At 71.6% G+C, this 22327-nt stretch carries 20 protein-coding genes; 15 read left to right on the forward strand and 5 right to left on the reverse strand.

Features of this window, described 5'->3' with window-relative positions:
- Nucleotides 1–106 precede the first annotated feature (106 nt).
- The gene (locus ACZ4UB_RS20100) at nt 107–1423 is read right to left on the reverse strand and encodes an NYN domain-containing protein (protein ID WP_468071824.1); all 1317 of its coding nucleotides are present in this window, start codon (nt 1421–1423) and stop codon (nt 107–109) included.
- A gap of 241 nt (nt 1424–1664) precedes the next feature.
- On the opposite strand from ACZ4UB_RS20100, the gene ACZ4UB_RS20105 reads away from it, so the two are divergent.
- Nucleotides 1665–1838: a hypothetical protein gene (locus ACZ4UB_RS20105; protein ID WP_354383935.1), complete on the forward strand. Its 174-nt coding sequence runs from the start codon at nt 1665–1667 to the stop codon at nt 1836–1838.
- 111 nt (nt 1839–1949) lie between these two features.
- Here the strand turns inward: ACZ4UB_RS20105 and dnaE are convergent, their stop codons facing one another.
- Nucleotides 1950–5492 carry a DNA polymerase III subunit alpha gene (gene dnaE / locus ACZ4UB_RS20110; protein WP_468071826.1) on the reverse strand — a complete coding sequence of 1181 codons (3543 nt, stop codon included), beginning with the start codon at nt 5490–5492 and terminating at the stop codon, nt 1950–1952.
- 169 nt (nt 5493–5661) lie between these two features.
- Here dnaE and ACZ4UB_RS20115 point away from each other — a divergent pair, with 169 nt between their 5' ends.
- From ACZ4UB_RS20115 to ACZ4UB_RS20165, 11 genes are all read left to right on the forward strand, one after another.
- Nucleotides 5662–6987 carry a DUF2252 domain-containing protein gene (locus ACZ4UB_RS20115; protein ID WP_468071828.1) on the forward strand — a complete coding sequence of 442 codons (1326 nt, stop codon included), beginning with the start codon at nt 5662–5664 and terminating at the stop codon, nt 6985–6987.
- A gap of 77 nt (nt 6988–7064) precedes the next feature.
- On the forward strand, nt 7065–7754 hold the full coding sequence (locus ACZ4UB_RS20120) for a hypothetical protein (RefSeq protein ID WP_468071830.1): 690 nt from the start codon (nt 7065–7067) through the stop codon (nt 7752–7754).
- Between the two features lie 46 nt (nt 7755–7800).
- A complete protein-coding gene (locus tag ACZ4UB_RS20125) occupies nt 7801–8595 on the forward strand; it encodes a DsbA family protein (protein WP_354383931.1) in 795 nt (264 codons plus the stop codon).
- 127 nt (nt 8596–8722) lie between these two features.
- Entirely contained in the window at nt 8723–10384 is a 1662-nt protein-coding gene (locus ACZ4UB_RS20130; protein ID WP_468071832.1) for an alkaline phosphatase D family protein, read from the forward strand.
- 220 nt (nt 10385–10604) lie between these two features.
- Nucleotides 10605–11585: a zinc metalloprotease gene (locus ACZ4UB_RS20135; RefSeq protein WP_468071918.1), complete on the forward strand. Its 981-nt coding sequence runs from the start codon at nt 10605–10607 to the stop codon at nt 11583–11585.
- A gap of 206 nt (nt 11586–11791) precedes the next feature.
- Nucleotides 11792–13657: an RNase A-like domain-containing protein gene (locus tag ACZ4UB_RS20140; RefSeq protein WP_468071834.1), complete on the forward strand. Its 1866-nt coding sequence runs from the start codon at nt 11792–11794 to the stop codon at nt 13655–13657.
- 10 nt (nt 13658–13667) lie between these two features.
- Nucleotides 13668–14324, forward strand: a complete 657-nt coding sequence (locus ACZ4UB_RS20145) for a hypothetical protein (RefSeq protein ID WP_468071836.1) — start codon at nt 13668–13670, stop codon at nt 14322–14324.
- A gap of 20 nt (nt 14325–14344) precedes the next feature.
- Nucleotides 14345–14737, forward strand: a complete 393-nt coding sequence (locus ACZ4UB_RS20150) for a WXG100 family type VII secretion target (protein ID WP_468071838.1) — start codon at nt 14345–14347, stop codon at nt 14735–14737.
- A gap of 53 nt (nt 14738–14790) precedes the next feature.
- The gene (locus tag ACZ4UB_RS20155; RefSeq protein ID WP_468071840.1) at nt 14791–15090 is read left to right on the forward strand and encodes a WXG100 family type VII secretion target; all 300 of its coding nucleotides are present in this window, start codon (nt 14791–14793) and stop codon (nt 15088–15090) included.
- A gap of 1 nt (nt 15091) precedes the next feature.
- Nucleotides 15092–15427 carry an RNase A-like domain-containing protein gene (locus ACZ4UB_RS20160; RefSeq protein WP_468071842.1) on the forward strand — a complete coding sequence of 112 codons (336 nt, stop codon included), beginning with the start codon at nt 15092–15094 and terminating at the stop codon, nt 15425–15427.
- Between the two features lie 10 nt (nt 15428–15437).
- The gene (locus tag ACZ4UB_RS20165) at nt 15438–16097 is read left to right on the forward strand and encodes a contact-dependent growth inhibition system immunity protein (RefSeq protein ID WP_468071844.1); all 660 of its coding nucleotides are present in this window, start codon (nt 15438–15440) and stop codon (nt 16095–16097) included.
- Here the strand turns inward: ACZ4UB_RS20165 and ACZ4UB_RS20170 are convergent.
- The gene (locus ACZ4UB_RS20170; RefSeq protein WP_468071846.1) at nt 16094–16663 is read right to left on the reverse strand and encodes a dienelactone hydrolase family protein; all 570 of its coding nucleotides are present in this window, start codon (nt 16661–16663) and stop codon (nt 16094–16096) included. The genes ACZ4UB_RS20165 and ACZ4UB_RS20170 overlap by 4 nt on opposite strands.
- Nucleotides 16664–16731: 68 nt before the next feature.
- Here ACZ4UB_RS20170 and ACZ4UB_RS20175 point away from each other — a divergent pair, with 68 nt between their 5' ends.
- Nucleotides 16732–17802: a mechanosensitive ion channel family protein gene (locus tag ACZ4UB_RS20175; protein ID WP_468071848.1), complete on the forward strand. Its 1071-nt coding sequence runs from the start codon at nt 16732–16734 to the stop codon at nt 17800–17802.
- Here the strand turns inward: ACZ4UB_RS20175 and ACZ4UB_RS20180 are convergent.
- Entirely contained in the window at nt 17746–19209 is a 1464-nt protein-coding gene (locus ACZ4UB_RS20180; RefSeq protein WP_468071850.1) for a sensor histidine kinase, read from the reverse strand. The genes ACZ4UB_RS20175 and ACZ4UB_RS20180 overlap by 57 nt on opposite strands.
- A complete protein-coding gene (locus tag ACZ4UB_RS20185; RefSeq protein ID WP_468071852.1) occupies nt 19206–19907 on the reverse strand; it encodes a response regulator transcription factor in 702 nt (233 codons plus the stop codon). Before ACZ4UB_RS20185 ends, ACZ4UB_RS20180 begins: the two co-directional genes overlap by 4 nt.
- Before the next feature lie 73 nt (nt 19908–19980).
- Here ACZ4UB_RS20185 and ACZ4UB_RS20190 point away from each other — a divergent pair, with 73 nt between their 5' ends.
- Both ACZ4UB_RS20190 and ACZ4UB_RS20195 read left to right on the forward strand, forming a co-directional pair.
- On the forward strand, nt 19981–21165 hold the full coding sequence (locus ACZ4UB_RS20190) for a UDP-N-acetylglucosamine--N-acetylmuramyl-(pentapeptide) pyrophosphoryl-undecaprenol N-acetylglucosamine transferase (RefSeq protein WP_468071854.1): 1185 nt from the start codon (nt 19981–19983) through the stop codon (nt 21163–21165).
- On the forward strand, nt 21162–22187 hold the full coding sequence (locus ACZ4UB_RS20195; RefSeq protein WP_468071856.1) for an SDR family NAD(P)-dependent oxidoreductase: 1026 nt from the start codon (nt 21162–21164) through the stop codon (nt 22185–22187). The genes ACZ4UB_RS20190 and ACZ4UB_RS20195 overlap by 4 nt, the downstream gene beginning before the upstream one ends.
- Nucleotides 22188–22327: the final 140 nt, after the last annotated feature.

Consider the following 22327-nt stretch of genomic DNA (forward strand, 5'->3'; position numbering starts at 1 on the left):
CCTCTTTTTTTTGGTTCCTGCATCAAGGAGAACACCCCCCCCGTTTCCCCCCCCCCCCCCCCCCCCCGGCCCCCCCCCCCCCGGCCCGCGTCGGTGGCCGCGGGGTTCACTCGCCGCCCGGGGAGAGCCCGGAGGCGCTGGGCGTGGCGGCCGGGGCGGGGGCGGTGGCCTGCTCGGCGGCGGCGCGGACGTCGATCTCGCGCCAGAAACCGGCCCGGATGGCGTAGCGGTCGTGTTCGTCGATCTGGTCGTCCTTGTGCGCGAGCAGCCCGAAGCGGGCGGCGTAGCGCAGCAGCTCGCCGTCGATGCGGTGCGGGATGCGCGGGTACATGGTCGAGAGCTTGTGCAGGTGGACGGTCTCGGGGAGGCGTTCCATCCAGCGGCGGGCGAAGACCTGGCCGACCTCGAAGGGGTCGCCGCCGACGGTGGTGATGTCCTCCTCGCGGTCGGCCCAGCGCTGCTCGGCGCTGGTGAGCTGGGCGAGGGTGGGCAGTGAGGCCGTCTCGGCCGGTTCGCCGAGCGGACCCGCGCGGTCGATCCAGCCCTTGTCGGAGGACCACCGCAGGGCGCTCGGCGCCTGGGCTCCGGGCGAGGTCTGGGGGCCGCCCGGGCCGTGGCCGGGGCCGGCGCTCTGGCCCGGTGCCCGCAGGACGGCGAGGTCCTTGGGGGTGGGCACGGCGCGGCCGGGCGCCACCGGCTGGGTGGCTTCGGCGGGGTCCTCGCGCGGGGCCTCCCGCTCGTCGCCGCGGGAGCGGACGCCGGGGACGGAGCCGTTGCGGGTGGCTTCGGCGAGGGCCGCCTCCGGGAGGGGGGCGGAGAGGATCGCGGCGATCTCGGGGCGCGGGGCGGGCGGCGGGGCACACAGTCCGGCGAGGTCCCGGGCCCGGACGGCCCGGGTGATCCAGGCGCGGTCGAGGACCCGGCGTTCGTCGGCCTCGGCCACGAGGTCCTCGGACTGGTTGTAGTCCCCGTCGGCCGCCTGGACGGCCCACAGGTGGACGGCGACGCCGTGTTCCTTGGCGGACATCAGGCCGGGGAGCAGGTCGCCGTCGCCGGTCACCAGGACGACGTCCGAGCAGGCGCGGTTGCGGGCGAGTTCGGTCAGTTCGGCGTGCATGGCCGCGTCGACGCCCTTCTGCGCCCAGCGGCCGTCGCTGCGGGTCAGGGCGCCGAGGCGGACGGTGACGCGGGGCATGACGCGCAGCCGCCGGTGCTCGGGCTGGGGCACCCGGTCGGGCGCGCCGTCGAACCAGTAGATGCGCAGCAGGGGCTGTTCGGTGTCGGCCTCGGCCCGCTCGCGCAGGCCCTGGATGAGGGCGGCGTGGTCGACGGTGATGCGGGAGCGCGAGGGCTCCCCTGCGAGAAGGCTCGCGGCGGCGCCCAGCAGATAGCCGGCGTCCACCAGGACGACGCAGCGGTCCACGCTTCCACCCTCTTCCCTGCGGGTCCCGCCCGGACGAGCGGGGGGACGGTCTGGGTTTTCCCCGAGTCTGCCCGAACGGTGGGGCGTTGACGGCCGGAACTCGATCATCGGCGTGGCGGATCTCACGGCGCACCGGAAAGCGGTGCCGACTACGCGCAGTAATGATCCAAAATGCGGTGCTTCGGAGCGTATGTGAGGGTGAAGGCGGTCCTGGCCCCTAGACCCTCACGGAGGTTCCACCATGGCCAAGAACAAGAAGCAGAACCGCGAGCAGACGAAGTCCTCGACCCCGGAACGCGGCGGCGATCAGGCCAAGTCCTCGTCGATGCAGGATCAGGCCGAGCAGCGGATCTCGCAGGCGAGTCCCGCCGACATGGCCCGCAAGGGCCGGGAGAAGCGCTTCGGCCACAACTGACGCCTCCGTGTGCGGCATGTGAAAGGGCGCGTCCGGGAGTTTTCCCGGGCGCGCCCTTCCTTCACGTACGGCGACGTACCGCGCCCACCCGCGAGTGCCGCGCGGGCGGTGTTATCCGGCCAGGCAGGACGGACCGAGCAGGACCTTCAGGTCGCCGAAGAGCGCCGGGTCGGGCTTGACCCGGTGCTTGTCGAGGCGGAGCACGGTGGTGGTGCGCGGCCCCTGGAGCTTGATCCGGACCTCGCTGTTGCCCTGGTGGTGGCGCAGGATCTCGCCGAGACGGGTGACCATCGGAGGGGTCACCTTGACGGTGGGGATGGTCAGGACGACCGGTGCGTTGGTGCCCGCGGAGGAGAGGTCGGGGACCATCATCTCCATGGCGACCAGGCGGGGGACGTCCTCGCGCTTGTCGAGGCGGCCCTTGACGAAGACGACGGTGTCCTCGACCAGCTGGGTGGAGACGAGCTGGTAGGTCGCCGGGAAGAACATGCACTCGATGGAACCGGCGAGGTCCTCGACGGTGGCGATCGCCCAGGCGTTGCCCTGCTTGGTCATCTTGCGCTGGAGGCCGGAGATGATGCCGCCGATGGTGACGACCGCGCCGTCGCCGTGCTCGCCGCCGGTGAGCTGGGAGATGCCCGCGTCCGTCTTGTCGGACAGGACGTGCTCCAGGCCGAAGAGCGGGTGGTCGGAGACGTAGAGGCCGAGCATCTCGCGCTCCTGGGCGAGCAGGTAGGACTTCTCCCACTCGACGTCGGAGAACTCGACGTCGAGGCCGAAGCCGGGCTCGTCGCTCGCGCCCTCGTCCCCCATGCCGCCGAACAGGTCGAACTGTCCCTCGGCCTCCTTGCGCTTGACCGCCACCACGTTGTCGATCATCGGTTCGTGGTGGGCGACCAGACCCTTGCGGGTGTGGCCCATCTCGTCGAAGGCCCCGGCCTTGATCAGGGATTCCACGGTCCGCTTGTTGCAGACCACGGCCTCGACCTTGTCGAGGAAGTCGGGGAAGGTCGAGTACTTCCCCTTGGCCTTCCTGGTCTTGATGATCGAGTCGACGACGTTGGTGCCGACGTTGCGCACCGCGGTGAGCCCGAAGAGGATCACGTCGTCGCCCTGGGCCGCGAAGTTCGGCTCGGACTCGTTCACGTTCGGCGGGAGCACCTTGATGCCCATGCGCCGGCACTCGTTCAGGTAGATCGCGGACTTGTCCTTGTCGTCCTTGACCGAGGTGAGCAGGCCCGCCATGTACTCGGCGGGGAAGTTCGCCTTGAGGTAGGCGGTCCAGTAGGAGACCAGGCCGTACGCGGCCGAGTGCGCCTTGTTGAAGGCGTAGCCGGCGAAGGGCACCAGGACGTCCCAGAGCGCCTTGATCGCCGCGTCGCTGAACCCCTTCTTCTTGGCCCCCTCCTCGAAGATGACGAAGTTCTTCGCCAGCTCCTCGGGCTTCTTCTTGCCCATCACGCGGCGCAGGATGTCGGCCTCGCCGAGCGAGTACCCGGCGATGATCTGGGCGGCCTTCTGGACCTGCTCCTGGTAGACGATCAGGCCGTAGGTGACCGCGAGGACCTCTTCGAGCGGTCCCTCCAGCTCCGGGTGGATCGGGGTGATCTCCTGCTGCTTGTTCTTGCGCAGCGCGTAGTTCGTGTGCGAGTTCATGCCCATCGGGCCCGGCCGGTACAGGGCCGAGACGGCGGAGATGTCCTCGAAGTTGTCGGGCTTCATCAGGCGCAGCAGCGAGCGCATGGGGCCGCCGTCGAACTGGAAGACGCCGAGGGTGTCACCGCGGCCGAGCAGTTCGAAGGTCTTGGGGTCGTCGAGCGGCAGGCCCAGGAGATCGATGTCGATCCCCTTGTTGGCCTTCACCATCTTGACGGCGTCGTCCATGATCGTGAGGTTGCGCAGGCCGAGGAAGTCCATCTTCAGCAGGCCGAGCGACTCGCAGCTCGGGTAGTCCCACTGGGTGATGGTGACGCCGTCGGTGTGCCGCACCCAGACGGGCACGTGGTCGGTGATCGTCTCGCTGGACATGATCACGCCGGCCGCGTGCACGCCCATCTGGCGGACCAGGCCCTCGACGCCCATGGCGGTGTCGATGACCTTCTTGACGTCGGGCTCGTTCTCGTACATCCCGCGGATCTCGCCGGCCTCGCCGTAGCGCGGGTGCTTGGGGTCGAGGATGCCGGAGAGCGGGATGCCCTTGCCGAGGACGTCGGCGGGCATGGCCTTGGTGAGCCGGTCGCCCATGGCGTAGGGGTAGCCCAGGACGCGCGCGGAGTCCTTGATCGCGTTCTTGGCCTTGATGGTGCCGTAGGTGCCGATCATGGCGACCTTGTCGGCGCCGTACTTCTCGGTCACGTACCGGATCACCTCGACGCGCCTGCGCTCGTCGAAGTCGATGTCGACATCGGGCATGGAGACGCGCTCGGGGTTCAGGAACCGCTCGAAGATCAGGCCGTGGGTGATCGGGTCGAGGTCGGTGATGCCCATGGCGTAGGCGACGATCGAACCGGCCGCGGAGCCACGGCCCGGGCCCACCGCGATGCCCTGGTTCTTGGCCCACATGATGAAGTCGGCGACCACGAGGAAGTAGCCCGGGAAGCCCATCGAGATGATCGTGTCCATCTCGTACTCGGCCTGCTTCATCCGGTCGTCCGGGATGCCTCCGGGGTAGCGGCGGTGCATGCCGCGCATGGTCTCCTCGCGGAACCAGGTGACCTCGGTGTAGCCGTCCGGGATGTCGAACTTCGGCATCAGGTTCCGGAACTGGAACATGCCCTCGGTGTCGATCTGGTCCGCGACCAGCTTCGTGTTGGCGCAGCCCTGCTGCCAGGCGTCCGAGGAGTCGATGGCGTACATCTCGTCCGTGGACTTCAGGTAGTAGCCGGTGCCGTCGAAGCGGAAGCGGTCCGGGTCGGAGAGGTTCTTGCCGGTCTGGATGCACAGCAGGGCGTCGTGGGCGCCCGCCTCGCTCGCGTAGGTGTAGTGCGAGTCGTTCGTCACCAGCGGCGGGATGCCGAGCTTCTTGCCGATCTCCAGCAGCCCGTCGCGGACCCGGCGCTCGATCTCGATGCCGTGGTCCATGAGCTCCAGGAAGTAGCGCCCCTTGCCGAAGATGTCCTGGTACTCGGAGGCGGCCTTGAGGGCCTCGTCGAACTGGCCGAGGCGCAGCCGGGTCTGGAGCTCGCCGGAGGGGCAGCCGGTGGAGGCGATGAGCCCCTCGGACCACTGGCTGATGGTCTCCTTGTCCATGCGGGGCCACTTGGTGAGCCAGCCCTCGGCGTAGGCGTCGGAGGACAGCCGGAAGAGGTTGTTCAGGCCGGTGGCGTTCGCCGCCCAGATCGTCTTGTGGGTGTAACCGCCGGAACCGGAGACGTCGTCGCGCTTCTGGTGCGGCTGGCCCCACTGGATCCTGCGCTTGTTGCGCCGGGACTCGGGGGCGACGTACGCCTCGATCCCGATGATCGGTGTGATCCCGGACTTCTGCGCCGTGTGGAAGAAGTCATAGGCGCCGTGCAGGTTGCCGTGGTCGGACATCGCGATGTGCGACATGCCCATTTCATTGCACGCGTTGAACATGTCCTTGAGCCGCGCGGCACCGTCCAGCAGCGAGTACTGGGTGTGGACGTGCAGGTGCGTGAACGGCGTTTTGGTCACGACGGCAGACCTCCGGGGGGAAGTGAGGGGGCAGCCTCGAAGTCTACGTCGGGTGGGTCGAAGATCGCGGGGCACCGACCGGTACGGTCATCCGTTGCAGGACCAAGAGCCACATCCGGCCCCCCGGGCCGGGAAGCGACCGAGCCAGTGCCACCAGGAGGAACCCGCCATGGCGGTCACCGAGACGACGAACGAGCAGCGCGCCGAACAGATACTGGACGTGTTCGACACCGCGTTCGGTGAGCTGCTCGCGGCCGACCCCGCCGCCTTCCAGGTCAAGTTCCGCAAGATGGCGGCCTCCGCCTTCGCCTTCTACCGGGGCACGGCCTGCCTGTTCTACGCCGACCTGGAGCGGGAGCGGCACGGCGGCCCCTACCTGGACGACCAGACCGGCCGGGTCTGGATCCACGGTGATCTGCACGCCGAGAACTTCGGCACCTACATGGACTCCAACGGCCGGCTGATCTTCAATGTGAACGACTTCGACGAGGCGTACGTCGGCCCCTTCACCTGGGACCTCAAGCGCTTCGCGGCCTCCGTCGCCCTGATCGGCTACACCAAGGCGCTCAGCGACGAGCAGATCGGCGACCTGGTGCGGACCTACGCCGGCGCCTACCGGGAGCGGATCCACGCGCTGGCCACCGGCGCCAAGAACGACGAGGTGCCCTCCTTCACCCTGGACTCGGCCGACGGCCCGCTGCTGGGGGCGCTGCGCGCCGCCCGTGCGCGCACCCGGTTCTCGCTGCTGGACTCGATGACCGAGATCCGTGACTTCGAGCGCCGCTTCACCGAGGGCGACGGGGCGATCGAGCTGGACGCGGCGACCCGGTACAAGGTGCTGGCCGCCTTCGACGGGTACCTGGAGACCCTGCCGGAGGAGTCCCTGGTCCGCCCGGACTCCTACCGGGTCAAGGACGTGGTCGGCCGGCGCGGCGTGGGCATCGGCTCGGCGGGCCTGCCCTCCTACAACATCCTGCTGGAGGGGCACAGCGACGCCCTGGAGAACGACGTCGTGATCTACCTCAAGCAGGCGCAGACCCCGGCCGTGTCCCGGCACGTGACCGACCGGGCGGTGCGGGACTACTTCCTGCACGAGGGCCACCGCACGGTGATCTCCCAGCGGGCCCTGCAGGCGCACGCCGATCCGTGGCTGGGCTGGACCGAGCTGGACGGGGCCGGGCAGCTGGTCGCGGAGGTCTCCCCGTACGCGGTGGACCTGGACTGGTCGGACATCGACGACCCGGCGGAGATCGCGGCGGTGGTCGCGGACCTGGGGCGGGCGACGGCGACCATGCACGCGGCGGCGGACGCGGCGGAGAGCGGGCAGTCGCTGGTGCCCTTCTCCACCGAGCGGGCCATCGACGCGGCGATCGCGGCCGACGAGGCGGGCTTCGCCGACCTGCTGGTCGATTTCGCGCACGTCTACGGGGCCCGGGCGCGCGCCGACCACCAGATCTTCGTCGACCTCTTCCGCAATGGGCGGATTACGTCCTGAAAGTCACCTAAAAGTCGCCTTATGTGAGCGGGCCCAAGGTCCCCCGCTCACAGGGACCCATGGCACACTCGGCCGCAATGGACATATCAGAGGCAGGGCTCCGAGGGCTGCGGGCGGCGCTGTTCAGCGCGCTCGTCGTGCTGCTCTCGGCCGGCTCGCACGTCCTGATGTCCCGGGAACCGCTGCCGCCCGCCCTGCTGGCCGGGGCCTTCGCGGCCGTCTTCGGGCTGTCCTTCGCCCTGGCCGGGCGCGAGCGCGGGTTCGGCTCCATCGCCGGGCTGCTGGTCCCGCTGGAGCTGGCCGCCGACACGGTCTTCACCGCCGCGCAGCACTTCTGCTACGGCCCCGCGGGCGGCCCGGTCGACGGTCCGCTGCGCGCGCTGGGGCTGGCCGAGCTCTGCGGCGGCACCCCGGTGGGCGGGCCGCTGGCCGAGGTCACCGGGCCCGCCGCCGGGCCGGCGCTGCTGCTCGACTCCCCCGGCCCGTGGACGCCCTGGCTGCTGCTCGGGGCGCACGTCTCGGTGGGGCTCCTGGCCGCGCTGTGGCTGCGCCGCGGGGAGCGGGCGCTGGGGCAGCTGCTGCGGGTGATCGCGGTGCGCGCCTTCCGGCCACTGCTGCTGGCGGTGGCCTCGGTCGGCGCGGCCCCGGCCCGGGTGGGACCCGCGCTGCGGGCGGTGCTCCCGGGCGTGGGGGCCCGTACCCGGTTCCCCGCGCACTCCGTGGGACGCAGGGGTCCGCCGTACGCGGCGCCGCTCTTCGGCGCCTGACGCACGGCAGTCCCCATCCGAACCGCATCACCCCACGGAGCACCCCATGAGTTCCCGCAACAGCCAGGCCAACAAGGCAGCCGCGCGCGAGAAGCTGCGCGCCGAGCGCGAGCGCCAGGCGAAGAAGGACAAGGTCCGCCGTCAGGTCATCGTCGCGGGCGCGGTCGTCGCGGCCCTCGCCCTGGCGGGCGGCATCGGCTACGCGGTCATCCAGAACACCAAGCCCACCGCCTGGGAGGCGGCGGCCACGGCCACGCTGGTCAAGCCGAAGAACACGACCGGCGAGAACGGCACGACCGTGGTCATCGGCAAGGCCGAGGCGAAGAAGACCCTGGAGCTGTACGAGGACTCGCGCTGCCCGGCCTGCGCCCAGTTCGAGCAGGCCTCCGGCGCCCAGGTGAAGAAGGACGTCGACGCGGGCAAGTACAAGCTCCAGTACTTCGGCGCGACCTTCATCGACAACATGTCCGCCGGTGTGGGCTCGAAGAACGCGCTCAGCGCCCTGGGCGCGGCCCTGGACGTCAGCCCCGAGGCGTTCTTGGAGTACAAGGCGGCGCTGTACTCGACGACCAACCACCCGGACGAGCGCGACGACGCCTTCGCCAAGGACGAGACCCTGCTGAAGATCGCGGACCAGGTCCCGGCCCTGAAGGCCAACGCGGCCTTCAAGAAGGCGGTCGAGGACGGCACCTACGACCGGTGGGCGCTGGAGATGTCGAAGGCCTTCAACAAGTCCGGCGTGACGGGCACCCCGACGCTGAAGATGGACGGCAAGAAGATCGAGACCCCGCAGACGGTCGAGGCGTACAACACGGCGATCGACGCGGCCCTGAAGGGCTGATACGACGGCGGATCCCGGCCCGTTGACGGGCCGGAGGCACAAAGGGCGGGCGGACTCCCAGAGTTCGCCCGCCCTTTGCTCTCCCGGGGCTGCCTTCCGGCCTTACTGGCCAGTAATCTGACCGCCCGTGACCAGTCTTCTCCCTTCTTCCGCCCCCGAGCCGCGTCGCCGTACGGTCGTCAAGGCCGCCGCCGGTGTCGCCGCGCTCGCCCCCTTCGCCGCTACGGCCGCCCTGGGAAGCGCCGCCCACGCGGCCGAGACCGCACCCGCCTTCCTGCACGGGGTCGCCTCGGGCGACCCGCTGCCCGACGGCGTCCTCCTGTGGACCCGCGTCACCCCCACCGCCGAGGCCGTACCGGGCTCCGGCCTCGGCCCCACCACCCGCGTGGACTGGGAGGTGGCCGAGGACCAGGGCTTCACCCGGATCACCGCGAGCGGCTCCCTCACCACGTCGGCGGCCGCCGACCACACCGTCAAGGCCGATGTCCGGGGGCTGCGGCCGCAGACGACGTACTGGTACCGGTTCACCGCCGGCGCCACCGTCTCCCCGGTCGGTCGCACCCGCACCGCGCCGGTGGTCGGGGCCCCGGTGCCGGGAGTCCGCTTCGGCGTGGTCTCCTGCGCGAACTGGGAGGCCGGGTACTTCTCGGCCTACCGCCACCTCGCCGCCCGCACCGACCTGGACGCGGTACTGCACCTCGGCGACTACATATACGAGTACAAGACGGGCGGTTACCCGGAGCCCAAGTACGTGGTGCGCCAGCACGCGCCCGCGCACGAGATCCTCACCCTCGCCGACTACCGCACCCGGCACGGCAAGTACAAGACGGACGCGGACCTGCAGAACCTGCACGCGGTGCACCCGATGATCGCGATCTGGGACGACCACGAGTTCGCCAACGACGCCTGGTCGGGCGGGGCCGAGAACCACACCCCGGGCGCCGAGGGCGACTGGGCGGCCCGCGCCGCCGCCGCGAAGCAGGCCTACTTCGAGTGGATGCCGGTGCGCCCCTCCACCGCGGGCACCGTCTACCGGCAGCTGCGCTTCGGCAACCTCGTCGACCTGCTCCTGCTGGACCTGCGCAGCTTCCGCTCCCAGCAGGCCACCATCGGCAGCGGCAAGGTCGACGACCCGGAGCGCACCATCACCGGCCGGGCCCAACTGGACTGGCTCAAGTCGGGGCTGACCTCCTCGCAGGCGGCCTGGAAGCTGGTCGGCACCTCGGTGATGATCTCGCCGGTGGCCTTCGGCGCGCTCCCGGCGCACCTGCTGGAGCCGCTGGCCGGGCTGTTGGGGCTGCCCAAGGGCGGGCTCGCGATCAATGTCGACCAGTGGGACGGCTACACGGACGACCGGGCGGAGCTGCTGGGCCACTTGAGCGGCCAGAACATCAGGAACACGGTGTTCCTGACCGGTGACATCCACATGGCGTGGGCCAACGACGTGCCGCTGACGGCGGCGACGTACCCGTTCTCCAAGTCGGCCGCGGTCGAGTTCGTGGTCACCTCGGTGACCTCGGACAACATCGACGACCTGTTGCACGTGCCGGCCGACACGGCCTCGCTGGTGGCGGAATCGGCCATCAAGGCCGCCAACCGGCACGTGAAGTGGCTGGACATGGACGCTCACGGGTACGGGGTTCTGGACGTGACGGCCGAGCGTTCGCAGATGGACTACTACGTGATCTCGGACAAGACCAAGCAGAACGCGACCTCGGCGTGGGACCGCTCGTACCGGACCCTGAACGGTACCCAGAAGGTGGAGCGGGCAGACCGGCCGGTGCGCTGACACACAGTCAAATTTGCTGCGGGTGGGGGTTTTCGGCCACTTTCCGGAGGCCCCTACTCCCCCGAAGCAACAAATCTTTTACTTTCAAGCATTGACTTGAAGATGACATGGACACATAAGCTTCGCGCCAGCGTGAGGAAATACCTCCGCCCCCACCACGCTACGAGGAGCCAACGTGCGCGCTGCTGCCCGCATATCCCCCCTTCTCCGCCGCCGCCTCATGGGCACGGCCGTCCTCGCCGGAACCCTGGCCTTCGCGCCGCTGACCGCCCCCACCTCGGTCGCCGCCGCCTCCGCCGCCAAGACCCCCGCCGAAGCCTGCGCCGACCAGAGCGCCGGCTCCGGCGCCGCGGCCAACGCCCGTGTTGCGCGCCCCCAGGCGCAGCACGCGGCCGACCCCAACGAGGTGTCGGACTCCCAGGTCAAGGCCATGGACGCCGACCTGAAGTCGAAGCTCGGCCTGGCCGCCGCCACCGCCAAGGCCCAGCAGCTCGACGGCCTGCGCGCCTCGTCCTCCGTCGCCGCGGCGACGACGACCATCCCGGTCTACGTCCACGTGATCACCAACGGGAGCGCCGGTCAGCTGACGGCCGCCCAGATCAAGGGCCAGATCGACGTCCTGAACGCCGCCTACGCGGGCCAGGGCAGCGGCAACGTCAACTCGGGCTTCCAGTTCTCGCTGGCCGGCACCGACACGACGAACAACGCCACCTGGTACACCGTCTCCGACGGCACCAAGGCCGAGAAGGACATGAAGAACGCCCTGCGCAAGGGCGGCAAGAACGCGCTGAACCTCTACACCGCCAACCTCGGCGGCGGGCTGCTCGGCTGGGCCACCTTCCCCAGCTCCTACGCCTCGCAGCCCAAGATGGACGGCGTGGTCATCCTCAACAGCTCCATCCCCGGCGGCTCCGCCACCAACTACAACCAGGGCGACACCGCCACCCACGAGGTCGGCCACTGGCTCGGGCTCTACCACACCTTCCAGGGCGGTTGCACCGGCAGCGGCGACTCGGTCACCGACACCCCGGCCGAGGCCAGCGCCGCCTTCGAGTGCCCGACCGGTCGCGACACCTGCACCGCGAGCGGCGTGGACCCGATCCACAACTTCATGGACTACACGTACGACGCGTGCATGTACCAGTTCACCGCGGGTCAGGTCGCCCGCATGAAGAGCATGTGGACCGCCTACCGCGGCTAGTCCACCAGCGACGAAGGGGCACCGTCCGGCACCCGCCGGGCGGTGCCCCTTCGCCGTGGACGGCTGCTTTAGGACACTTCATCTCGAACAACTGTCTTGTACGACAAGGGAGTTGCTAGGTTCTCCCGGACCGCGCGGACAGCAGGGGGGACGAGGCGCATGCCGATGGACGCCGCCGAGCCGGCCGGATCACCCGCGGCCGCCCGATGAGCACGCCCACGCCGGGCACCACGACGACGCCGCAGCCCCCGCAGCCGTCCACCACGCCCCACCCCGGCACCACGCAGCTGCCCTCCCAGGGCCAGCCGCCCAACGGCCCGGCGCTCCCGTCACCGGTCCCCCAGACACCCCCGACCGCCCCGGGCACCACGGCGCCCCCACCCGACAAGCAAACCCTGCCCGGGCCCCCACCGCCGGTGTCCCCCATCGGACAGAACGGCGTCATCGACGTCACGCCCGCGCACCTCTACCAGGTGTCCAACGCGCTCGCCTTCGAACAGCACTCCTTCCACACCGTGGCCACACAGCTCCTGGACGCGCTGGCCCCCTACGTCAAGGTGGGCGGCAAAGGGAGCGCCGCGGCGGAGTTCTCCGCGGAGTACGTGGCCGTGGCCGAACTCTTCCTGCACGCGCACGCCAAGTCCGTTCACGCCATAGGCGGCGCGGCCGTCGGTTTCAACGAGACGGCCGACAACTTCGGCGAGGCGGAGGCGGCCACCCATCCGGACGAATCGAAGCGGACGGGGTTCGTCCGCCGACAGCCCGAAGTGATGTTCTCGGAGCCCCGGTACGCGGAGGTACCGGCGCCGGGCAGCAGTGACGAGAACCCCGTCGAGGACTTCCTGGACGTGCTGGACGGCAACATCGCCGGGGACGTCGTGCGCTGGGCGGTCGAGGAGGCCCTGCGGGCCGGGCGCGCGCTGGAGATCCTGCCCCTGCCGAACTACCTGCGCCTGAACGAGGTCTCGCGGATCTGGCTCCGCTACGTCACCGCCGCGGGCACCGTGGAGGGGCAACTGATACAGACCATCAATGCCGTGACGGACAGTTCCAAGGGCGAGTGGTACGACGCCATGCTGCAGTTCTGCAGCTCGCTCTGGGGCACGAAGAAGTGGGGTCAGAGCCGGGAGGGCTACTCCTGGTCCCACGACAGCGCTGCCAGCCCCGGCATGAACCATCCCGTCTTCGGTGTCCTCAGCACCACGGCCGAGAAGTGCGCCGAGGCACTGCGCCTGTACGCCGAAGCGGCCCAGCTGGTGCGCACGACCCTGCGGAACATCCTCCACAGAGCCATCATGGACGCCTTGAAGGTCATCGACCCGGACCGCAGCATCCTCGACAACGTCAAGCGGGTGTTCCAGGCGTTGGGAACACTGGGCGCGCAGGTTCTCGCGCAGATCCTCGCCAACATCGACATCGCCCAGGTGAACGCCGCCGTCGATGCCTACGAGAGCACCGTCCGGAACCAGAAGGCGACGCTGAACGGCCTTCGGCCGGCGCTCCAGGAAGCGCTCCTGTCCGTCCCCACCTTCCAGTCGGAAATGGCCCGCGCCAACGCCTTCGCCGCACGCTCGCTCTTCGAGTTCGGCCCGACGTTCATGCCGACCACCGCGGACGGCTGGACGGCCAACCACCGCTATCCGATGGAACTGGCCGGGATGGAGGGCCTCAGCGGCGCCCACACCATCGACAGCCACGTGGGCCTCACCCCGGATCAGCTCGCCCAGCGTCTGCGCGACCAGCCGGGGATCGGGACGACCCCGGCCTCCACGTTCCCGGACCTGTACTCGGCGCAGAGGTTCACCCGAGCGACCATCGACGACACCCAGATGGGCAGGAAGATCCTCAAGTGGTTGAGGAACCAACGGGCCAGCTTGGCGGCCAACCCCGACACGTACGACCCGGCCACGAGGACCTTCGACGACAACTTCTCGTTCACCGAGGTCACCGGCACCTCCCTCGCCCCCGGAGCCACCGCCCCGCAGGACGTGCGGAGCGTCCACTTCAGCCTCCGGTTCGACCCGGTCACCAAGAACTTCATCGTCCTGACCTCGTATCCGGTACCGCCGTAGCATGCGGCCCGTGACCGTTCACAGCGACGCCCTGTTCGACGCGGGGCCGATCGGCAGGGTGCTCGACCTGGTGGTCCGCGCGCGGGAACCGGGCGCCCCGCGACTGGAGGACGAGCTCGACCGCTTCTGCCGGCTCGTCCGAGACTCCTCCGAGGCCTCCTGGGTCATGCCGCTGGCTGCCGTGTCCGCGCTACTGGACCTCCTCGCCGACCTCGTGGCCGAAGGCGGAACGGCGTCCCTCTCCGCCCTCGCACGAGCCAAGCTGGCGAGCGCTGCGGAAGGCTGGCCCGTGGTGGAACTGCTGCGCTTCCTGGCCGACTACACCCGGGACGAGGACGGCGAACCGTCTCCGGACCTGCCCCGCCTCCCCCTGTCCCACTGGGAGATCTGGATCCGGTTCTCCACCATCAACGCGTTCTCGGGCTGCTTCATGTCGGGCGAGTACCCGGCCGCGGACGCGGTCCGGGTCGCGGCCGCCAGTCGGCACCCCCAGGACTGCCACACCGAGACGGCGGCCCTGGCCGGTGAGATCCAGAGCGCCCTCCTGAGCTTCCGCACTCCGGCGGAACTGGACGCCGGTCTCGGCCGGTTCATCCCCTGGGCCACCCACGACATCCTGCGCGCACTGCTGGACGCGGTCCTCGAACACTTCGCCGAAGAGCACTGAGACAGAACGGGGGAACCACCATGGTGGCCAGCGCCGACCTGGACGTGTCCGACGAGGACCTCGTACGGCTCGCGGGCGATCTCGACGCGATGCGGGAACACCTCGACGGCCAGGTGCGGCGGATGGACGCGCTCGTCGACCGGGCCGAGGCCCAGTGGAAGAGCGGGGCCGCCACCGCGTACCGCGCCCTGCACCGCCAGGTCGCCAAGGACGCCGTACGCATCCGGGAGATCCTCGCCGTCCTCGAACAGGCCGTCCGGATGAGCCGCGACGGCTTCACCCGGCAGGAGCTGGACACGCTCCAGCGCCTGCGCAAGGCCCAGTCGTCGGTGGACGTCGCCGCCGAGGCCCGGGCGCTGTCGGGGGAGAACCCGCCGGACGCGGCCCCCCAGAGCAAGATCCTCGACATGTAGCCCACGCCCACGCCCCGCCCCTCACCCCTCACCGGACCAGGAGGAACCGCACCATGCAGGACGGATCCATATCCGTCGATCTCGGCGGACTGCGCGAGATCGCGGGCGAGCTGGAGGACATCCTCCACAAACTGAACGAGCGCCTGGAAATCCTCTACGCCCGCACCGAACCGGTCGTCCTCGCCTGGAAGGGCGAGGCGCGCTCCGCCTTCGTCGACGAACTCGACGCGTGGGACCGCCAGATGCAGGACCTCCAGGCCGCCCAGGCGTGGCTGCACTCCCTCGTGCGCACCGGGCACGCGAACTACTCCGCCGCGCAGCGGGCCTCCGTCCGCGGCTGGACGGGAGGCTGAGGTGAGCACCGCGAGCACCGTCCCCGGCGCGGTCGCCGTGGCCAACAGGGCCGCGAGCTACCCGGACCGGGAGACCGCGCGGTGGGCCACCCAGCAGGTGGTGACCCGCAACGAGCAGCTGATCCACCGCTGGCTCGCCCAGGACACCCGGCGGCGCCTGACCATCGAGGCGGCCTGGCCGTCCCGGCCGGATCCCGTCGGCCAGGTACTGCTCCAGGCGATGATGCTGGCCGGACAGGCGCCCCTGGACGTGCGGGCCGCCCGCGTCGTGCTGCGCCGGGACCCGACCGCCCCGCACGGCTTCACCGTCCACGCCACCTTCCCGATCTACCTCTAGAGGCTCTCCCGTGTCCCTGAAGCCCGCCGAGCACGACCGGAAGTACGGCGAACTCGACCACGTCCTGCGCGCCCACATCGGACACGGCCACCGCGATCCGCACGCGCTGACCGGGTACCTCCGGCACGCCTGGCGCACCCGCCCGTGGGCGATCGCCGTCGCGGAGGAGCAGCTGCGGGAGTACGCCGCGAACCCGCCGGGCCGCCTGCGCGTCCGCCTCGGCGAGTTCTACGCGGCGCCGGACCTCGGGGTGCCCGACGAGGAGCTCCACGACTGGCTGCTGTGGCTCGCCGACCGGCTCGCGGAGAGCCTGGAGAGCGGGCAGGCGCCGCCGCCCGCGCCGCCGGCGACCCGCTGGGAGTGGCACGCCCGCTTCCCCGAGCTCGCCCAGCTCTTCGGCGGGTGGTTCTCGCAGGACATGCCGGGCGAGTTCGGCGACCACGCCGGCGCGCTCGCCGACTACCTCGACACCACCGATCCCGGCCTGGCCGCCCAGCTGACGGGCGAGCTGCACGACCTGCTCGCCCTGTCCCTGGAGGAGGACCGGCTCGTCCACGCCCTCGCCGCGCTCGGCATGGAGGTGGGGCCCCCGCCGCCCCACACCTGCGGCGCCTGGCTCCTCGCGCTGGCCGCCCACCTGCGCGAGCGGCGCTCCGGGCAGCACACCTAAAGGCTGTCGAGGAAGCCGAGGGCGGCCTTCCAGGTCTGCTCGGCGGCCTCCGCGTCGTAGTCCGGCAGGCCGTCGTCCGTGAAGAGGTGGCCCGCGCCCGGGTACCGGTGGACCTCGACGTCCGCGCCGGCGCGCTGCATCCGCAGGTACCAGGCGGTCAGCCAGTCGTGCGGCTCGAAGGGGTCCGGGTCCGCGATGTGCAGCTGCACCGGCAGCTCGTCGACCGCCGCGTCGTCCGCGATGTCCGAGGTGCCGTGCAGCAGGAGCAGGCCGCGCGCCTTGTCGTCGGCGAAGGCGAGGTGCTGGGCGATCGAGCCGCCGAAGGAGAAGCCGGCGTACACCAGACCGGCGTCCGAGAAGGGGGCCGCCGCCAGGACCGCGCGCCTCAGCAGCTCGTCGCGGCCGATCTCCTCCTGGTGGGCCATGCCCTCCTCGACCGTCTCGAACGTACGCCCCTCGAAGAGGTCGGGGACCTGCACCTCGTGCCCGGCGGCGCGCAGCCGCTCGGCGGCGGCGCGCACCGCGGGCCGCAGTCCGTACGTCGAGTGGAAAAGCATGATGTTCATGGGTCAATCGTGCCAGCTCCGCGGGCTCCCGCCCGCGACGGGCGCGGCGCCTGGGCTACGGTCGGGACATGGAGACCGTACTGCGCCCGCTGATCGTCGTCGGCGGCTCGGTCGTGCTCACCCTGCTCGCCGGGTGGCTGCTCGACCTCCTGCTGCGCCGGGCCGACGCCCGGCACCGCGAGACCCCGCTGTGGGGGCTGCTGCGGCGCTGCCGTCCGCCGTTCCTCCTGCTGCTGTGCGCGGCCCTGCTGCGGGCCTCGTTCCCGCAGGCCGGGGTGGCGCAGGTCTACTGGCCGCCCATCGGGCGCGCCCTGGACCTGGTGCTGATCGGGGCGGCGGCCTGGCTGCTGATCCGGATCGCGACCGCGGCGGTGGAGACGGTGTACGCCCGCTACGCCGCCGGGGCCACCGACGAGGCCCGGGTCCGCCGGGTCCGTACGCAGGTCACGCTCATCCAGCGGGCCGTGGCGGCCGTGGTCGTGGTGCTGACCGTGGCCGCGATGCTGCTGACCTTCCCGAAGATGCACGCGGTGGGTGCCTCGATGCTGGCCTCGGCCGGCGTCGTCGGCATCGTGGCGGGCATCGCCGCGCAGTCCACGCTCGGCAACCTCTTCGCCGGACTCCAGATCGCCTTCGGGGACACCGTCCGGATCGGGGACACCGTCGTCGTGGACAAGGAGTGGGGGAAGGTCGAGGAGATCACCCTGACCTTCCTGGTCGTACGGACCTGGGACGAGCGGCGGATCACGATGCCGGTGTCGTACTTCACCGGGAAGCCGTACGAGAACTGGTCGCGCGGCGGTGCGGAGATGACCGGGACCGTCTTCCTGCACCTGGACCACCGGGCTCCGGTCGCCCTGATGCGGGAGAAGCTCCAGGACGTCCTGAAGGAACACCCCGAGTGGGACGGCCGCTCCAGCGGTCTGGTGGTCACCGACACCACCGCGCACACCATCCAGGTCCGGGCCGTGGTCACGGCGAAGAACGCGGACGACATCTGGACCCTGCGCTGCGCGGTCCGGGAAGAGCTGATCGCCTGGCTGGCCGCGGAACACCCCTACGCCCTCCCCCGCATCGCCACCTCACCGGCCACCGAAGCCCCCACCGCCACCGGGACCACCACCGGGACCGAAGGCTAGCCGGAAGAGCGCCCCGCCCCCCGGGGCCCGCTCCGCCGTGAGTTCCGCACCGTGCGCCCGGGCGATCTGGCGGGCCATGGCGAGGCCGAGGCCCGAGCCGGGGAGGGCGCGGGAGGCGTTGGCGCGGTAGAAGCGGTCGAAGACGTAGGGGAGGTCCTCGTCCGCGATGCCCGGGCCGTGGTCGCGCACGGTCAGCTCCGCACGCCCGCCGGGAGCGGTCAGTTCGACCTCCACCGGCAGCCCCGCCGGGCTGAACTTGGCCGCGTTGTCGAGCAGGTTGGCCAGCAGCCTGCTGAGCCGGGCCGGGACGCCGGGCACCGTGCCCCCGGCCTCCTCCCCGGCCGTGCGCAGGTCCTCGGCCACCCGCAGGGCGAAGGGCACGGCGGGCCAGTGCGTACGGGCCGCCGCCACCCCGTGTTCCAACAGCGCGGCGAGCCGCACCTGTTCCACCAGCGGCTGCGGCTCCTCGTCCCGGGCCAGCTCGATCAGGTCGTTGACCAGCCCGGTCACCTCCCGCAGCTGGCGCCCGAGCGCTCCGCTCGCCCGGGCCCGCTGCTCGGGGGTGAGCCGCTCGGCGCGGGCCAGCAGTTCGGCGTTGGTCCGCAGCGCGGTGAGCGGGGTGCGCAGCTCGTGCGAGGCGTCGGCGACCAGCCTGCGCTGGGCGCTGACGGACTCCTCCAGCTCGCCCAGCATGGTGTTGAAGCTGTGCGCGAGCCGGGTGATCTCGTCCTCCCGCCCGGGCGGCGGCAGTTCGATCCGGTGCCGCGCGTCCCGGGTCGCCGCGATCCGCTCCGCGGTCGCGGTCAGCCGGCTGACCGGCGCCAGCCCGGTGCGCGAGACCCAGTGTCCGAGCCCGGCGGCGAGCAGCACCCCGGCCGCGCCCGTCAGGAGCAGCAGGTGGGAGGCGTCCGTGATGCCCCGCTCCACGGTGTCGGCGCGCAGGGACACTTGGAGCGCCTGCCCGTCCGAGAACCGGGTGGTCAGCATGCGCATGGGGTATCCGGCGAGGTAGATGTCCGTGTAGTACCCGGCCCGCGCGCCGGCGGCGACCTCGCGGGTGGCCGGGTCGACCGGCAGCAGGTACCCCTTCGCCGGGTCCCGGCCCGGATCCTTCGGCACGATCTGCGCGCAGGCGGGCGCCGCGAGGAACTCGCACTGCCCGGCGACGATCCCCGGCTTCTCCCCCTCCGCGCTCTTCTGGGCGAGCCGTGCCGACTGGGTCAGCGTCAGGTCGAGCTGGTGGTAGAGCGCCTCGCGCACGACGACGAAGGCGGCCAGACACACCCCGAGCGCGACGAACGCCACGGCGGCGGTGACGGCGAGCGCGAGGCGGGTGCGCAGCGGGCGGCGCCGGCGCCAGGGCGCGCCGCGCCCGCGTCGGCCGCGCCCGGGCCGCTCCCCGCTCACGCCGTGTCCAACCGGTAGCCGACCCCGTGCACGGTGTGGACCAACCGGGGTTCGCCCGCCGCTTCCAGCTTCCGGCGCAGGTATCCGACGTACACGGCGAGGGAGTTGGAGTCGGGGCCGAAGTCGCGCCCCCACACCAGCTCCAGGATCAGCTCGCGCGGCAGCACCTGCCCGGGGTGGCGCAGCAGCAGTTCGAGCAGGGCGGCCTCGGTCCGGCTGAACTCCAGGTTCCGCCCGCCCCGGCGCCCGGTCCGGGTGGCCGGGTCGAGGACGAGGTCGGCGAAGCCGAGCTCGGCGGACCCACCGCCCGGCTCCGGCGCGGCCCGCCGCAGCAGCGCCCGGACCCGGGCCACCAGCTCGTCCAGGGCGAAGGGCTTGACCAGGTAGTCGTCCGCTCCCGCCTCCAGCCCGTCGACCCGCTCGCTGACCGAGCCGAGCGCGGTCAGTACGAGTACGGGCGTACGGTCGCCCACGGCCCGCAGCTGGCGGCACACCCCGAGCCCGTCGAGCACCGGCATCATCACGTCCAGCACGAGCGCGTCGGGCTGCCAGCTCCCGACCTCGGTCAGCGCGGCCAGCCCGTCGGCGGCCCCGCGCACCTCGTACCCCTCGACCGCGAGCCCGTCCTCGACGGCGGCCCGTACCTCCGGCTCGTCGTCGACCACCAGGATCCGCTGACCGCCCGCTTGACTGCTCATGGAACAAAGAGTGCCAAAGGCGGGTGAGAGAACCTCTTAGAACGTTCTTAGGGCGCACCGGGAGTGTGCGGCCATGACCACACCACTCTCCGTCGTGATCGGTGCGGGCGGCACCGGCGGCCACATCTATCCGGGGCTCGCGCTCGCCGAGGCGCTGCGCGCCGCCGTCCCCGGGGCGGTCATCTCGTTCATCGGGACCGAGCGCGGCCTGGAGACCGAGCTGATCCCCGGCGCGGGCTACCGGCTGCACACCGTCGACATGATCCCCTTCGACCCCGCGCTCGGCGCGAAGCGCTATCTGCTGCCCGCGGCCCTGCTGCGGTCGGCGGCCCAGGCCCGTACGGTCATCCGCGCCCAGGGCGCGCAGGTGGTCGTCGGCATGGGCGGCTACCCGAGCGCGCCCGCCGTGCTGGGGGCCCGGATGGCCGGGCTGCCCGCGGTGATCCACGAGTCCAACGCGGTACCGGGTCGGGCCAACCAGTTCGCGGCCCGGCTCACCCCGCACATCGCGGTCGCCTTCGACCGCAGCCGCGCGCACCTGGCGGGCGGAGAGCGGGCGCTGACCACCGGAATGCCGATCTCGGCGGCGCTGGCCGGGCTCGCGGAGCTGGACCGTCCGGCGCGGGACGCGCTGCGGTACGAGGCGCGGCGGGCCCTGCGGGTGCCCGCCGGGCGGCGGCTGGTGGTGTTCAACGGCGGCAGCCTGGGCGCCGTACGGCTCACCGGGGCGGCGGCCGCGCTGGCCGGGCTCTGGCAGGAGCGCGACGACGTACAGCTACTGATCAAGACCGGGCCGAAGGCGCTGGCCACGGCGGTCACCGAGCTGGCGGCGAACGGCGGGCACCGGATCGCGCGGGCCGTGCCGTACCTGGACCGGATGGACCTGGTCTACGCGGCGGCGGACCTGGTGGTGTGCCGGGCGGGTTCGGCGACCGTCGCGGAACTCGCCGCGACCGGGGTCCCGGCCGTGCTGGTGCCCTACCCGCACGCGCCCGGCGACCACCAGACGCACAACGCCCGGGTGCTGTCGGACGCGGGAGCGGGCCTGCTCCTCGCGGACGGCGACACCACCGCGGCCGCCCTCGCCCAGCTGGCCGGGCCGCTGCTGGCCGACCCCGCGCGGCTGGCCGCCATGGCCGGGGCCGCCGACCCTGGCCCGCACGCGCGGGCCGCCGAACTCCTGGCCGCGGAGGTCCTGCGGATCTCCGGCCACCCCCTGCCCTCCCCCTTCACCTTCCCCTCCCTGGAGCACGCATGAGCACCGCGGCACACACCGGCACCACTCCCTTCAACTGGACCGGCCGTACCGTCCTGGTCACCGGGGCGGAGGGGTTCATCGGCTCCACCCTGGTCGACCTGCTGGTGGCGCGCGGCGCCCGGGTGCGGGCCTTCGTGCACTACAAGCCGTACGCGGACAAGGGCCACCTGGCGCGCTACCTGGCCGACCCGGACGGCCCGGTGGAGATGTGGGCGGGCGACGTCCGCGACGCGGGCCGGGTCAGCGACGCGGTGGCCGGGTGCGACACCGTGTTCCACCTGGCGGCGCTGATCGGGATCCCGTACAGCTACGTCTCGCCCGGCGCCTACGTCCAGACGAACGTGACCGGAACCGAGAACGTCGCCGAGGCCTGCCGGCGGCACGCGGTGCGCCGCTTCGTGCACACCTCGACCAGCGAGGTGTACGGCACCGCGCTGACGGCGCCGATCTCCGAGAGCCACCCGCTCCAGCCGCAGTCGCCGTACTCCGCGTCGAAGATCGGCGCGGACATGATGGCGCTCTCCTTCCACCACGCCTTCGAGCTGCCGGTGACGGTGGTGCGCCCCTTCAACACCTACGGCGCACGGCAGTCGGCGCGGGCCGTGATCCCGGCGATCCTGGCCCAGCTGCACTCCGGGGCCCGGGAGGTCCGCCTCGGCTCGCTGACCCCGACGCGGGACTTCACGTACGTGACGGACACGGCCGAGGGGTTCCTCGCGGTCGCGCAGTGCGACCGGGCGCTGGGCGAGGTGGTCAACCTCGGCTCCGGTCAGGAGATCTCCATCGGGGAGCTCGCCGCGGCCCTGATCACGGCCTCGGGCCGGGACGCGGAGGTCGTCGTCGACCCCGCGCGCCTGCGCCCGTCGGGCAGCGAGGTCCAACGCCTCCTCTCGGACAACACGCGGGCCCGCGACTGGGCGGGCTGGCAGCCGCGGGTCTCCCTCGCGGAAGGCCTGTCCCTGACCTCGGACTGGATCGCGGCCCACCTGGACCTCTTCGCCCCGGACCGCTACCAGGTGTAGAACGCTCCCGGCGCCGCCTTGCCGCTCCCGGCGCTCGTCCTGCGTGATGGCCCACGGCATTGGGTGGGGGGGGGGGGGGGGGTTGTCGCGGGAGGGGGGAAAAAGGCAAGCCCGAGGGGAGGGGGGGGTTAGGGGGGGCG

Source organism: Streptomyces sp. NPDC028419, assembly GCF_055565515.1.

Excerpts from the sequence above, each read along its gene's own strand:
- ACZ4UB_RS20105 (WP_354383935.1), top strand. The coding sequence starts at position 1,665 with ATGGCCAAGAACAAGAAGCAGAACCGCGAGCAGACGAAGTCCTCGACC.
- ACZ4UB_RS20150 (WP_468071838.1), top strand. The coding sequence starts at position 14,345 with ATGGTGGCCAGCGCCGACCTGGACGTGTCCGACGAGGACCTCGTACGG.
- ACZ4UB_RS20140 (WP_468071834.1), top strand. The coding sequence starts at position 11,792 with ATGAGCACGCCCACGCCGGGCACCACGACGACGCCGCAGCCCCCGCAG.
- ACZ4UB_RS20190 (WP_468071854.1), top strand. The coding sequence starts at position 19,981 with ATGACCACACCACTCTCCGTCGTGATCGGTGCGGGCGGCACCGGCGGC.
- ACZ4UB_RS20120 (WP_468071830.1), top strand. The coding sequence starts at position 7,065 with ATGGACATATCAGAGGCAGGGCTCCGAGGGCTGCGGGCGGCGCTGTTC.
- ACZ4UB_RS20155 (WP_468071840.1), top strand. The coding sequence starts at position 14,791 with ATGCAGGACGGATCCATATCCGTCGATCTCGGCGGACTGCGCGAGATC.
- ACZ4UB_RS20135 (WP_468071918.1), top strand. The coding sequence starts at position 10,605 with ATGGGCACGGCCGTCCTCGCCGGAACCCTGGCCTTCGCGCCGCTGACC.
- ACZ4UB_RS20195 (WP_468071856.1), top strand. The coding sequence starts at position 21,162 with ATGAGCACCGCGGCACACACCGGCACCACTCCCTTCAACTGGACCGGC.
- ACZ4UB_RS20125 (WP_354383931.1), top strand. The coding sequence starts at position 7,801 with ATGAGTTCCCGCAACAGCCAGGCCAACAAGGCAGCCGCGCGCGAGAAG.
- ACZ4UB_RS20175 (WP_468071848.1), top strand. The coding sequence starts at position 16,732 with ATGGAGACCGTACTGCGCCCGCTGATCGTCGTCGGCGGCTCGGTCGTG.
- ACZ4UB_RS20115 (WP_468071828.1), top strand. The coding sequence starts at position 5,662 with ATGGCGGTCACCGAGACGACGAACGAGCAGCGCGCCGAACAGATACTG.
- ACZ4UB_RS20170 (WP_468071846.1), bottom strand. The coding sequence starts at position 16,663 with ATGAACATCATGCTTTTCCACTCGACGTACGGACTGCGGCCCGCGGTG.
- ACZ4UB_RS20185 (WP_468071852.1), bottom strand. The coding sequence starts at position 19,907 with ATGAGCAGTCAAGCGGGCGGTCAGCGGATCCTGGTGGTCGACGACGAG.